At 33.9% G+C, this 13,180-nt stretch carries 11 protein-coding genes; 7 read left to right on the forward strand and 4 right to left on the reverse strand.

All coding sequences use genetic code 11. From position 1 onward, the window contains the following. Nucleotides 1-74: 74 nt before the first annotated feature. Complete coding sequence (locus DMB71_RS20530; RefSeq protein WP_111369438.1) at nt 75-911, reverse strand: alpha/beta fold hydrolase; 837 nt, start codon at nt 909-911, stop codon at nt 75-77. Between the two features lie 304 nt (nt 912-1,215). Between DMB71_RS20530 and DMB71_RS20535 the strand changes: the two genes are divergently transcribed. Next, nucleotides 1,216-1,974, forward strand: coding sequence for an alpha/beta fold hydrolase (locus DMB71_RS20535; RefSeq protein WP_111369750.1), 759 nt, complete (start codon nt 1,216-1,218; stop codon nt 1,972-1,974). Between the two features lie 85 nt (nt 1,975-2,059). Here the strand turns inward: DMB71_RS20535 and DMB71_RS20540 are convergent, their stop codons facing one another. Next, nucleotides 2,060-4,033 carry a sigma 54-interacting response regulator gene (locus DMB71_RS20540; protein WP_111369440.1) on the reverse strand — a complete coding sequence of 658 codons (1,974 nt, stop codon included), beginning with the start codon at nt 4,031-4,033 and terminating at the stop codon, nt 2,060-2,062. A gap of 205 nt (nt 4,034-4,238) precedes the next feature. Between DMB71_RS20540 and DMB71_RS20545 the strand changes: the two genes are divergently transcribed. Beyond that, nucleotides 4,239-6,674 carry a sensor histidine kinase gene (locus DMB71_RS20545; RefSeq protein WP_111369442.1) on the forward strand — a complete coding sequence of 812 codons (2,436 nt, stop codon included), beginning with the start codon at nt 4,239-4,241 and terminating at the stop codon, nt 6,672-6,674. A 210-nt stretch (nt 6,675-6,884) separates the two neighbouring features. Continuing rightward, nucleotides 6,885-7,655 carry an alpha/beta hydrolase gene (locus DMB71_RS20550; RefSeq protein WP_111369444.1) on the forward strand — a complete coding sequence of 257 codons (771 nt, stop codon included), beginning with the start codon at nt 6,885-6,887 and terminating at the stop codon, nt 7,653-7,655. Between the two features lie 59 nt (nt 7,656-7,714). On the opposite strand, the gene DMB71_RS20555 is transcribed toward DMB71_RS20550, so the two are convergent. After that, nucleotides 7,715-8,635 (reverse strand): NAD-dependent epimerase/dehydratase family protein, encoded by a 921-nt coding sequence (locus DMB71_RS20555; RefSeq protein ID WP_111369446.1) that lies wholly within the window; start codon nt 8,633-8,635, stop codon nt 7,715-7,717. Between the two features lie 178 nt (nt 8,636-8,813). On the opposite strand from DMB71_RS20555, the gene DMB71_RS20560 reads away from it, so the two are divergent. Beyond that, nucleotides 8,814-9,632 (forward strand): helix-turn-helix transcriptional regulator, encoded by an 819-nt coding sequence (locus tag DMB71_RS20560; RefSeq protein WP_111369448.1) that lies wholly within the window; start codon nt 8,814-8,816, stop codon nt 9,630-9,632. Here DMB71_RS20560 and DMB71_RS20565 read toward each other — a convergent pair. Continuing rightward, nucleotides 9,629-10,081 (reverse strand): YybH family protein, encoded by a 453-nt coding sequence (locus tag DMB71_RS20565; protein ID WP_239453011.1) that lies wholly within the window; start codon nt 10,079-10,081, stop codon nt 9,629-9,631. The genes DMB71_RS20560 and DMB71_RS20565 overlap by 4 nt on opposite strands. Nucleotides 10,082-10,192: 111 nt before the next feature. Here DMB71_RS20565 and DMB71_RS20570 point away from each other — a divergent pair, with 111 nt between their 5' ends. From DMB71_RS20570 to DMB71_RS20580, 3 genes are read left to right on the forward strand one after another with little or no spacing between them, the layout of a single operon-like run. Beyond that, on the forward strand, nt 10,193-11,062 hold the full coding sequence (locus DMB71_RS20570) for an AraC family transcriptional regulator (RefSeq protein WP_111369450.1): 870 nt from the start codon (nt 10,193-10,195) through the stop codon (nt 11,060-11,062). 57 nt (nt 11,063-11,119) lie between these two features. Further along, a complete protein-coding gene (locus DMB71_RS20575) occupies nt 11,120-12,331 on the forward strand; it encodes an MFS transporter (protein ID WP_111369452.1) in 1,212 nt (403 codons plus the stop codon). Between the two features lie 16 nt (nt 12,332-12,347). Beyond that, entirely contained in the window at nt 12,348-13,148 is an 801-nt protein-coding gene (locus tag DMB71_RS20580) for a siderophore-interacting protein (RefSeq protein ID WP_111369454.1), read from the forward strand. Nucleotides 13,149-13,180 lie beyond the last annotated feature (32 nt).

Consider the following 13,180-nt stretch of genomic DNA (forward strand, 5'->3'; position numbering starts at 1 on the left):
CATTCAAAACTTCATCTAAAGATATCGTTATTGTTATCGTTATTGCTATTGTTATTGCTATTGTTATTAAATTATTATATGTATTCTACAAAATTAATGATATACTGCGCTGTAAGTTCTGGGTATTGATGCTGAGGTCCGTGTCCTGTTGCCGCATATACGATCATTTGAGCATTTGTCATCTGATTGATGTACGGATACCAATTCTCAACCGCAAAACTGATGTCGTGATCTCCAGAAATAATCAAAATTGGTGTTTTTATCTTTTTAAGCTGTTCTCTGAAATTAAGTTTATCTTCTCTAAAAGTATCTCCTCCGCCAAAATACAATTGAAAAACATCCATGGTAGAAGGAATTTTATCTACCTCTATCTTTTTATGAATTCTATCATGTGAAGCTTTTGCAGCCAATCGGCTAGATTCTGATTTTGGTTCAAAAAATAAAACAATTTCATCTTCAAAATCATTTACTGGTTTTAGCGCAGCATCAAAAAATACCTGTTCGATCGGAATCTCATTTTTCCCTGGCGGATTTGTTCCTACTAAAACCGCATGCGTCACCAAATTCGGATACAATAAAGTTGCTGTTTGAGCTACTAATCCGCCATAAGACCATCCTAAAACAATAACTGAATCTAGCTTTAAGAAATCAGCAAGATCTTTGACATCTTTGGCCACGACAGTTATATCTGGAGCCAGACTTCCTGTAGAAGAACCAATTCCGGAATAATCAAATACGATAACGTTGAATTTTTCTGCCATTTTTGCCACAAACAGCGGATCCCAAGTATCGAGTATTCCTCTAAAACGGTTCACAAAAATTATTGCTTTTCCTTTCCCATACGAACGATAAGCAATGGTACGATCGCCTAATTCGGCGAAACTTGTTTCTGTGTCATAAATTTTTTCCATAATTATAATTTAAAGATTGAAACCCATATTGTTTTTTTTGAGGGAGACAAAGATTAAACCAAAACGCAGAACCTTTAAAACAAAGGATTTACAAACTATTTTTTTTGCTTGAACTTATGATATTTCAAGAATCAAAACTTGTTTTTAACGATATATAATGATTCTGTCACTAGTGGTTCTAATAATGCTTTTATAATCAATAGTTTACAAAAAAGGCATTCCTTTTGTTTTTCAAACTATACGCCTTTTCTGAAATTAATCTAATAGCTTCTATATGATGTATTTGTCTAATAAAAAAACCATTATGTTTATTACTGGAGCATTTATAAGCCATACTTGCTGGAAAGAATGGATCGTTTTTTTTGAAAGTAAAGGGTATAAAACTGTAGCACCGCCTTGGCCACACAAAAATGAACTGCCTGAAGATTTGAGACAAACACATCCTGATTCAAAAATTGCCTCAAACCGTTTGAATACTGTATTGGATTATTATATGGAAATTATGGATAAACTTCCTGAAAGGCCTATTTTAATAGGCCATTCTTACGGAGGTCTTTTAATTCAATTACTGATTCAGAAAGAATTGGGTTCTGCTGGAATCTGCATTAATTCAATTCCGCCAAGCAACATGATTCTTTTTAATTTTTCTTTTAATAAAGCTGTTTTAGATACCTCAGACATTTTCAGTTCAACTGCCAAAACTTACTTAATGCCTTTTAAAAAATGGCAACACTATTTTAGCAATCAAATGACTTTTGAAGCACAAAAAGAAACGTACGAAACGTTATTAATTCCGGAATCAAAATTAATAATGCGTGATATTTTTAAGAAAACAGGAAAAATCGATTTTCAAAAGAAGCACGAGCCGCTTTTATTTATATCGGGTTCAAAAGATATTTTTACGTCCGCTTCTCTAAATTATTCAAACTTTGCAAAATATAAAAACCTGCACTCTATAACTTGTTATAAAGAATTTCAAGATTCAAATCATCTAAGCATAAATCAGGAAAACTGGGAAACTATTGCTGAATTTATAGCAAATTGGCTAACGAAAATTATTTAAGTGATTGCGGATTTTTTGTATTCCCGTAGTTAAAACTACGGGCTATATTTGTAAATGTGATTAAAAAACAGAATCTATATTTCTACTAAATAATCCCTTTTTTTATTTCCAGCTTTTTAATTTTAGAATTCAATGTAGACGGATGAATATCCAGAATTTCAGCCGCACCGCCAGATCCAGAAATTTTTCCGTTGCATTTTTTAAGAATGTAAAGAATATAATCTCTTTCATTTTCTAATATTGTTTTTATCGAAAATGATTCGGCTGGCTGTTCAGGATGCATTTTGGCAGACATAGAAAGTTCGATTTCTTTAATTGTACTTCCTTCCGTCAATAGAATAGCTCGCTGCATAACGTGTTCAAGTTCACGAATATTTCCTGGCCAATTGTAATTCATAATTTGCTGCAAAGCAGAATCAGAAAGAACAGGTGCTTTTCTGCCCATTTTGTCACTATAAACCGCAATAAAATGATTGGCTAAATCTGGAATATCTTCTTTTCTCTTTTTTAATGGCGGAACGATAATCGGGAAAACATGCAAACGATAATACAAATCCATTCTAAACCTTCCTGCCGCGACTTCTTCTTCAAGATTTTTATTGGTTGCAGCAATAATCCTAACATCAATTTTCATAGAAGAAGTACCGCCAACTCGTTCAATTTCTCTTTCCTGCAAAACACGAAGCAATTTTACCTGAAGTTCTAGAGACATCTCTCCTACTTCGTCCAGAAAAATAGTTCCTCCGTCTGCCAATTCAAACTTACCAATACGCTTATCTAAAGCACCTGTAAAAGCCCCTTTTTCGTGGCCAAAAAGCAGTGATTCTGCAAGATTTTCAGGAATTGCGCCGCAGTTTATAATAACTAGAGGTTTGTCTTTTCTTGGAGATAAAGCATGAATGCTTTGCGCGATTTTTTCCTTCCCAGTTCCGCTTTCGCCAAGAACCAGAACCGAAGTATCTGAAGGGGCAACTTTTCGGATATAATTAAAAACAGAATTCATTTGCGAACTATTGCCAATAATGCCTTCAAAACCTTCCTCTGCATTGACAGATTTAGTGTTTTTGACTTCAGCTTTTTTCGCAGGCAAATTTAATTCTTCTTTCGAATAGATTTTTTCAATAAACTGACAGAATATAGGTTCTAGTGAATTTAAAATTCGTAAATGCTCCTCCGAATACACATTCAGGTTACGGCTGTAAAACGTAAAGTGATAGTGTTGGATTCCAGCAATCGAAAAAGGAAACACTAAATACGATTTTATTCCGAAATTATGGGAAATCAAAGCTTTTATTGGAGCTTCCTGAAGATTGTTAATCAATGCTTCTTCGCTATAAATAATCGGTTCTTTATCTTTTTTAGATTTTTTGTAGGTTTCATTTATTTCTTTCTCAGACAATTCTGTTATTTGAGCAAGTTTTTGCAGATTAATTATCTGATATTGATCTATATTTCTACGCACAATTCCAAGATTATCATAATGCGCAGCGGTAACAAAACCAGTTTCTAAATAATCAAAAGGAATAAAAGTTTGAACCGCTTTGGCAAAAGCCAATAAACTATCTTCTTTCTTTAAATCGGAATTTATAAGTTCTGAAATTGCTTTCTGAAGCTGAAATTGTTGTCTCAATTGGCTTTCCAAACTATATTGTTGACGATAAAAAGCAATTTCGAGAGTGGTGAGAACATCTTGATCTCTAAAGGGTTTTACGATAAATCCGTATGGTTGTGTGGTTTTTGCTTCGTCTAAAATACTTTTGCTGGAATTGGCCGAAATAAATATAAAACCAATATGTTTTTCTTTCAGAATATGTGCTAATTCTATACCGTCTCGCTTGCCTTTGAGCATGATATCCAAAAAAACAAGATCCGGTTTTTCAATCTCAATCTGTTCCAAAGCCTGCTCCACCGATCTTGCAATTCCTGTTACTTCATAATTGGCTTTTTCAAGAATAAGCTGTAAATCGTGCGCTTCAATAAACTGATCTTCAACAATTAAAATTCGTTTTTTTAATGCTGAAACTGCAGCTTCATATCCGTTATCGGCAAACTTTTTCATAAGTGACTTAATTTTTCTTACATTACACTTAATTCATTGATACAAAAATAGTTAATTAACACAATCAAAATTGAGCGTCTCCAAATTTAGTTAAATAAAAATCACATTTTACCATAATTTTCGTGTTATTTTGCAATCCTAACTGAATTGTTTCTCTTTACATTTATTAATTAAACACTTACTAAAACTTAATTTTAATAAAACAATGAGGCCACTGTATTTTTTTTGTCTGATATTCTTTATTACAATTAACTCAACAGCACAAAATCATCCCGCAACAGCTGGCTATGATTTAAAAAAGAAGCGTCTATTAATACAAACCTGTTCTTCTTATTTATATAATTCAAATCAAGGTTCAATTGACGCCGACAGTGCTGTAGTTTTGGCCTGTAAGGCCTACAAACTGCCAGTTTCTTTAGCGTATGATGAAGGTTTTAATGACGGCTCCTATTTAATTGGAAATGATCTGATTGAAAAAGGAAATATAGATGCCGCAAAAAAGCATTTTCTTAAATCAAAAGGTATAGACAAAGTAAAACTAGCGCTGCAGTTGGGAATCTTTTATTTGTTTAAACCTTTTACAAAACCAGATGACATTAAAAATGCTAATTTTTATATAACAGAAGCCGTAAAAATCAGCAATCAGTTAAAAATTCAAAAATGGCAACATGAGAGTTTAATGCTTTTAGGAAAGTTTTATTTCCAGATTAACAAGTATCCTGAAAGCAAAAAATGCTTTTCGCAAGTCGTAAATGATTGCCGAAAACAAAACGACAAAGCTGCTCTGGCAGATGCTTTATTCTATCAGGCAACAAATCAATACGATTTAGATCCCGAAAAAGAAAAAATCTTGAAAGAAGCCGAAGCTTTATATAAAATCCTAGGCTTTCAGGAAAAAAGAATAATCACAAAAGCAAGGATATGCACCATCTATTTTTGGCACGGAAAAATAAATGATGCCAAGAAAATTTTATATCAAAACGCTGCCGATATGCGAAAAATTGGTTTCAGGCAGCAACAATACATTGAAACTACAATTGCTTATATAGAAGGCGTGCAATTTAATATTAAAAGCGCTCTCTATTATGCTTTAAAGAGTGTAGAAAGCATGGAGCGTACAAAAGATTATACTTTTGCTGATATTTTCTATATGCGCTTAGGTTTGGTGTATTTACAAATGGGACATACAGATGAAGCCATAAAAGTGTCTGAAAAAAGCATTAGATATGGACAAAACATTTTTAGCAGCGGCAGTTGGTACAAAAGTTTTATGACCGCGACAGCATCTTTGTCAATGAAGGGAAAAAACAAAGAAGCCATAGAATACATGAATTCTATTACAAGCCATTATCCACCACCGAATAAGTTTGATAACATGCTTATGAATTATGGTTATGCCAATTGCTACTGGCGAATCAAAAATTACGGCACAGCCGAAAAGTATTTCATAAAAGCAGGAGAAGCCGCAGATGCGTTAGACTCGCCACAAACTTATAGAGATGTTTGCAACACGTATTCGTCTATTGCTTTGTTCTACGGTAATCGAAAAAATCTGCAGAAAACAAAATTATATATTGATAAAATAAAAACAGTTTCAAAAAAATACAGTAAGAATTACAATTCAGAAGCTTTACAAATGTCATTGTACAAATTAGATTCGCTAAGTGGCGATTTCAGATCGGCATTGGAGCATCATAAACAATACAAAATATTGAGTGATTCAGTTTTGGACTATTCTAAAAACAAACAGATTGAAGAGCTTAAATTTCAGTACGAAACTGAAAATAAAGAGCAGAAAATCAAATCCCTAAATCAAGAAACGGCATTGCAGGAAACGGCTTTGAAAAAGTCAAAATTGCTAAACACGGTCTCTATCTCGAGTTTGGTTTTATTGGTTCTTATTATTGCCTTATTGTACAATCGATATCGTTTAAAACAAAGAACTAATGCCGAATTAGAGCTGAAAGAAAAAGAAATCAATCAGAAAAATATCAATTTGAGACATTTGCTCGATGAGAAAGAATGGCTTTTGAAAGAAATTCACCATCGTGTAAAAAACAATCTTCAAACCGTGATAAGTCTGCTTAATTCACAATCGGCTTATCTGGAAAACGACATGGCATTGTCGGCAATTAAAAATAGCCAGCATCGTATTCATTCTATGTCTTTGATTCATCAGAAATTGTATAATTCGGAAAATATTTCGACGATTAATATGCCGAATTACATCAAGGAATTGGTCGAATATTTAAGAGAATCTTTTTCGCTTGGACAACGTATTCGTTTTGAACTTAAAATTGATCCTTTAGAATTAGACGTTGCACAGGCCGTTCCGCTTGGACTCATTTTAAATGAATCGATTACCAATTCCATAAAATATGCTTTTCCAGACAACAGAACTGGAATGATATACGTGACATTGCAAGCCACATCTGAAAATAAATATCTACTAACTATTGCAGATAACGGAGTTGGTTTTGATGCGAATATCAGCGATAAGAAAATCAATTCATTCGGATTGAGCTTAATAAAAGGTTTAAGCGATGACTTGGAAGCTGCTTTTTCAATGGAAAACAATAACGGAACGATTCTTAAAGTTGAATTTTCAAAAGAGTTTCCAATCAATGATAAAAGAGGATAATTTTAAATTGCATTATAGCGAAATCTCACTAATCTAAATTTGTTTAGCGATATATAACATTTGCAAATCAACAAGTTGCAATAAAAAACCTTATTATTAAACTATACTTTGGCATGGCATATAAATTGTTTTTTTGAGAAAAGGTTAATTTTTTAAAAAACTCCAAAAGAGAAATTTTCAAAGAAATTCTAACATTAATCAAATAAAATCATGTCAAAATCAAAAACTATTGTGCTTATTCACGGAAATTTTGTCAATGACAAAACTTGGGTCGATTGGAAAAAGTACTACGAACAAAAAGGTTATACTGTTTATACTCCTGCAAATCCTGGACACGATGGAAATCCTGCTGACATAAGAGCAAAAGTTCATCCAAATCTAGTTAAAACAGGATTTGTAGATATTGTGAATAATATCAGCAAATTAATAGATACTTTACCCGAAAAACCTTTAGTAATTGGACATTCAATGGCCGGTATGGCTACATTAAAATTAGTAGAATTGGGCAAGGCAGCAGCTGGAGTAAGCATTGATGGAGCGCCTCCAAAAAATGTGTTTCCGCCGTTTCAAACCCTAAAAACAGTAATACCTGCTTTTGGCTTTTTCTCTTCTGCTAAATATTTTATGGGAAGCAGAAAATGGTACGATTATGCTTTTTTTAATACCATTCCAGAATCGCAAAAAAGCATTGCATTTGAAAAATTTGCAGTGCCAGAAAGTTATAAAGTTAGCAGAGAATTGGTTTTGAATTCGTTCTCCAATATTGATTTCAAAAAACCGCATGAACCTATTCTATTTGTTGGCGGTGGTAACGATCATATTTTTCCAGCTAACCTGACAGAAACGATTGCTAGCAAATACAAAGAAAATGCAGGTCGTGTTGATCTTAAAATATTTGACGGCAAAAGCCATTTTATCTGCGGAGAACCTGGCTGGGAAACTGTTGCCGATTATATTTTAGATTGGTATGAAAAGCTATAAAAAAAAATGTAATTCTAAAGATGAAAGTCCTGTATCAAAACTGAAACAAGGCTTTTTGATTATTCCTTTTTAATCTCTTCAATTCCATTTTTATAATTCGTTATAACGAAATCTGGAAAACGCTTTCTAAATTTTGAATCATCAAAGATGTTGTCGTATTGGTATCTTGGAAGCAATTCTTGCAATTCTATTGCTTGTTTATTAAAAAACGCTCCTATTGTAAAAACAAATTTTGGGATAACCTTATATTTTAATTCTTTGTCATATAGTTTAGAAGCTAAAGCAATAAATTCTTTATAGTTAATATGGCTTTCATCAACAGGCAAATGCCAGGTTTGTCCAAAAGCATCAGGCGTATTTCCTATTAATGCTGTGGCGCGGCTCGCGTCTGGCGTCCAAATTAGGCTTCGTTTTTTACTGTCGCTCAAAGGCACTCTCAATTTTTTATTTTCTTTAATTGCATTAAAAATTAAAGTATTGGTGATACTCTGCGTTTTGGCAGGACCGTAAAATTCTGGTGCACGACAAATTACCGCTTCCAATTGACCTGATTTTATTTCGTTTAAAACCATCTCAGCCATTTCTTTCCTTACTTTTCCTTTTCTACCGACAGGTTCAAAAGCGGTTTCTTCAGTAAGAACTCTGCCATCTTGCGGATACATATAAGTATTGTCAAAAAATACCAGCTTAGTTTTATTGATTCTGCAGGCTTCGATAACATTACTTATAATGAGCAAAAATTGTTTTTCCCATAAATCAGAATTCATTGGAAGTCCTAGCGTAAAATAAGCTATTTCACTGCCTTTTACAGCTTCTATTGCTTGCTCTTTATTGATTAAATCTGCTGAAAAAACTGTATCTGTGTCATTAACTTTTTTTGCTCTACGACTTACAATTCGTATATCAGAAGTATACTTTCTTTTTAGTTCTCTTGCCAGTTCTTCGCCAATCTGTCCGTTTGCTCCTAATATTGTCTGCATATCATTTAACTTGTTTTAATTTATCCGCTATTGGTTTGGTATTTTCTTCTTAGCTTCTAAATTATGGAAAATTCTAACAATATCTCAGAAACTTTAATTAGTTTATATTGTATTTATTGCTAATTTAGAACTCGCTATAAATCAGTTAATTTACTTCTAAATTACAACAAAAAACGATATGCAGATTTTGCCATCCGCCAGTTTAGCGCCTTTTATCAAGAATTATACTGTTGTGACAATTGAAAAAGATCTCGACAATGAAGTATTTTATCCCAGCGGATATGTCGATTTGATTGTGAATATTTCTGGAGGATTTGCAGCTACTATTATCAACGGCAAACAAAAAGATACTCCAGCAATAGAATTATTAGGACATCTTACGCTTCCAACACGTCTTTCTGTAGCAAAAGGAACATCTGTACTTATTGCAAGAATTTATCCGCATGCGAGCGCATTGTTTTTTTCAGATCCATTATCAGAATTTACCAATTATGCGACCGATATGTATGATGTTGCTTTGGGAGAAAACAGGGACTTGTATGACCGGATTATGGAAAAGGATGATTTATTGTCTAAAATAGGTGTTTTAGAAAAGTATTTTCTTCAAAAATTAAAGAAAAATGAAACTCGTTTAAAAAAGGTTTCAATAGTCCAAAATCTAAATCAGGAACTTTTTCGTCATCATCAGCAATTGGACTTACCTTTCCTTGCCCGCAATTCAGGTTTATCAGAAAGGTATATCCAAAAACTTTATCTGTCTAATATTGGCATCAGCCCTGCCGCTTTTACTTCTGTAATCCGCTTTAATAAAAGTCTGGATTTAGTACTCAACACAACAGAATCATTGACTACTATAGCTTATGACAATGGCTATTATGATCAGGCTCATTTTATTAAAGAATTTAAGAAGTTTACAGGCATTACGCCCTCTGCATCCAGAAATTCGATGCTAAAAAACGATACCGATTTACAGCAGGCTGTCAACATTGGCTTTTAGCCTTGTTTTGCAGGGTGATTGCTGCTAAACATATCGCGATGCATTTTCCAGCCATCTTTTGTTTTTTTCCAGATTACAATTACTTTTCCGTCATCTAGTTTTTTGCCATTCATATCAGTCATTTCATAAAAACTCTCTTCTGTAACAGCTGTTTTTGCGTCTCCATAAAGATGCTGGATTGTGAATACAACATGCACTTGAGGTCCGCCTCTAAAAAAGGAATCGATTTGCTTTGCTCCACATTTTGGCTCTCCATTTGGCGGAAATAAACAAGCATCATCCGTATATCTTGCAACAATAGAACCGTCGTTCTTATTGGTAAAATCGGAGAACGTTTTGTTGCTGGCTTCAATAATTTTTTTCACTTCTTTTAAAGCAGAATCTGTCGTTTGGGCGTTACACCAAAAAGTAAGCATCATGAATGTGCTTAAAATGATTTTTGTTTTCATGGTTTATATATTTTTTTACAAAGGAAATTATTCTGCTAGGGCAAAAATTGTAAAATAACGAACAACTTCTTCTTATTCCTTTTTACCTTTGAATACAATTCAATCTAAAAAATGAGCCTAAATCATATTGAAATACATCGGGATGAAATGAAAACCATCGGGATCGATATTATTCCGATCGGAGCATTTTCAGAGAAAGCACAGGCGCCTCATCGTGATGACCATTATATGTTTATTGTACTGACTCAGGGTATTTTTGAAATGGAACTGGATTTCAAGCACATTACAATGTCCAATCATTGCGTTTATTATGTTGCGCCTGGACAAGTTCATTCTTACACAAATCAAGAGAATTGCAAGGGATGGTATATTTTTATGGATTCTCTTTTGATTTCTGAGAAATATACTCAAATCTTAAATACCTATTTAAATAGCAGACAAGGAATTCAACTAGAAAAAGATAATTTGATTTTTTCTATTATTCCGATACTTGAAAATCTACTACAACAAAAAAGAGAATTCTTTCAAGATCAGACCGAATATTCGCTGACTGATGCTTTTTTGGGATTTTTTATCGGAGCTCTTATACAAGAAGATTCCGCTAAAGAACTTATTGGCGGACAAAAGTACCAGACGGTAAATGCGTTTAAACAGCTTTTGCAATCAAAATTTAAAGAATTCAAACAGGTTAAAGATTATGCAAGTCTGTTAAACATTACGCCTTTGTATTTAAATGAAATTGTAAAACAGGTTACTGGTTTCACCGTAAGTTATTGGATACAACAGACCATCGCATTGGAAGCCAAACGTTTATTGTATTATACAGAATTGGATATAAAGCAAATCGCTTTTGAATTGGGATATGAAGATCATGCTTACTTTTCGCGTTTTATGAAAAAGAATATCGGTATGACTGCATCTGAATTCAGATTAAAAAACCATGATTTGTCCAACAACACCCCTGCTATAGACAACCATTAAAACGTAATGCAGGCATAATTTTGCCTTTGTAAAATTATTAATATACAAAGTAAAATTATGACAGAAAGTACCACTACAAACAGTACTCCCAAATTAAATTCTGAATCGAATACCAAACTTTTAATTCCTATTGTGATAACGGTTTTGGCAGTTTATACCACAATCGGTATTTCTCTAGGTATACTTCCAAAATTCATAAAACAAGAATTAGGATTTGGCAATCTTGCCGTTGGTTTAGTTATTGGTTTACAAGCATTGGCAACATTGCTTACACGCGCTTACGCAGGAAAAACGACTGATGTTCTAGGGTCAAAAATCAGTACAACAAGAGGCATTTTTCTGGTTTTATTGGCTGGCGTTTTATATATGTGCGCTTGCTCTGCAGTTTCAATTCCTTTATTATCGTTTTCTTTATTGCTATTGTCCAGAATCGTTCACGGAATAGCCGAAAGTTTTCTGGTAACAGGAATGCTCACTTGGGGAATTGGACTTTTAGGCCAACAGAATTCTGGTAAAGTAATGACTTGGAACGGAATCGCCATGTATGCGGGAATTGCAATTGGCGCTCCTTTTAGCCTATGGATTGTCCAATTTGGAACTATATTGGCTTTTTCTTCAATTATAGTTCTGGCAATTATAAGTTGGACAGCTTCTAAAGGATTGCCAATAGTTCCTGTGCACAAAGGACATTTGAGAACCCCTTTTTATAAAGTAATCGGAAAAGTGTTTCCGCAAGGAATTGCGCTCGCTTTCTCTTCTATTGCATTTGCGTGTATTGCATCGTTTATCGCTTTGTTATTCAGTCAGAAAAACTGGGAAGGAGCTTCTCTTGGATTTCTTTTCTTTGGAGGTTCTTATATTCTAACTCGCGTCTTTTTCTCTTCTTATCCTGATCGTTTTGGCGGATTCAAAGTTGCTATAATTTCTATTTTGATTGAGATTGCAGGTCAGTTATGTATCGGTTTATCTACTAATGGCTGGACAGCCATTTTAGGATGTGCTCTTACTGGCATTGGGTTTTCGCTTGTTTTTCCGTCTTTAGGTGTTTTGGCCATACAGAAAATATCACCGCAAATGCGAGGAACTGCCTTAGGAGCTTATGCCGCTTTCTTCGATCTTTCGTTAGGAATTGCAGGACCAACGGCAGGTTTAATTGCGGGATGGTTCAATTATCAGTCTATCTACTTTTTCGGTGCATTCAGCTGTGTTATTGCCATTGCAAGCCTTCTTCAATCGGAACGAAAAGAAATTCAAGCAATTGTAAACTAAAAACATTAAAGTAATTATGGATAAAGCAATACGAAATGCGGCGCGTTCTATTTTCGAAGTAAAAGAAAAAACGTTCGTTACGCCACATTACATCAGGATCACTTTTAAAATGTCTGATGAACAAGTAAATATCTTTCAAAATATGCATTCTGGAAGCAATAACAAAATTTACATTCCTTCAGAAAAAGCAATTTACGGCGCCAATTATGACGAATCGATCTGGAATTCGGATTTTTTTATCGCGGTGCGAACGTATACCACACGCAGTATTGATCTTATTAATAAAACGCTACAAATCGATTTTGTGGCGCACGGCGATAACGGACCTGCTTCTAAATGGGCAGAAAATGCAAAATCTGGAGATTTTCTTGGAATTGCAATGAAAGAAAGCCAAAAACCGCTTGTTCCTATGAATAAAAACTATTTTATCGTGGGAGACAGTACGGCGATTCCGGTTATTTCGGTTATTCTAGAAACTCTGCCTTCAACTACAAATGTTATGCTTTTGATCGAAGTAAGTTCTTATAGGGACGCATTTGTTCTGAATACCAAAGCTAATCTTAATGTAAAATGGATCTATAATCCTTCACCATTAAATGGAAGTAAACTAGCTGAAGAATGTATCGCTTTATTAGCTGAAGAAAAACAGCATTACGTATTCGCTGCAGCAGAATTTGAGACAATTCGGAAAATAAAAAAACACCTAAAAGAAGATCTTCAATTAGAACGTGATCATTTTCAAGCCGTTTCATATTGGAAGCGTGGAAGTTCTGAAGAAGAATCAAATCAAGAAAGACAGAAACAACGAATGGAATAATGCAAAAAGCCCTATATCTTAGTTGATATAGG

Origin of the sequence: Flavobacterium tistrianum, from assembly GCF_003254545.1 — a bacterium.
In the GTDB taxonomy this organism is placed as follows: Bacteria; Bacteroidota; Bacteroidia; order Flavobacteriales; family Flavobacteriaceae; genus Flavobacterium; species Flavobacterium tistrianum.

Bases quoted from the DNA above. Each gene is read 5' to 3' on its own strand.
- DMB71_RS20565 (WP_239453011.1), bottom strand. From the start codon at position 10,081: ATGAAAACAAAAATCATTTTAAGCACATTCATGATGCTTACTTTTTGG.
- DMB71_RS20540 (WP_111369440.1), bottom strand. From the start codon at position 4,033: ATGAAAAAGTTTGCCGATAACGGATATGAAGCTGCAGTTTCAGCATTA.
- DMB71_RS20575 (WP_111369452.1), top strand. From the start codon at position 11,120: ATGACAGAAAGTACCACTACAAACAGTACTCCCAAATTAAATTCTGAA.
- DMB71_RS20530 (WP_111369438.1), bottom strand. From the start codon at position 911: ATGGAAAAAATTTATGACACAGAAACAAGTTTCGCCGAATTAGGCGAT.
- DMB71_RS20550 (WP_111369444.1), top strand. From the start codon at position 6,885: ATGTCAAAATCAAAAACTATTGTGCTTATTCACGGAAATTTTGTCAAT.
- DMB71_RS20555 (WP_111369446.1), bottom strand. From the start codon at position 8,635: ATGCAGACAATATTAGGAGCAAACGGACAGATTGGCGAAGAACTGGCA.
- DMB71_RS20580 (WP_111369454.1), top strand. From the start codon at position 12,348: ATGGATAAAGCAATACGAAATGCGGCGCGTTCTATTTTCGAAGTAAAA.
- DMB71_RS20560 (WP_111369448.1), top strand. From the start codon at position 8,814: ATGCAGATTTTGCCATCCGCCAGTTTAGCGCCTTTTATCAAGAATTAT.
- DMB71_RS20545 (WP_111369442.1), top strand. From the start codon at position 4,239: ATGAGGCCACTGTATTTTTTTTGTCTGATATTCTTTATTACAATTAAC.
- DMB71_RS20535 (WP_111369750.1), top strand. From the start codon at position 1,216: ATGTTTATTACTGGAGCATTTATAAGCCATACTTGCTGGAAAGAATGG.
- DMB71_RS20570 (WP_111369450.1), top strand. From the start codon at position 10,193: ATGAGCCTAAATCATATTGAAATACATCGGGATGAAATGAAAACCATC.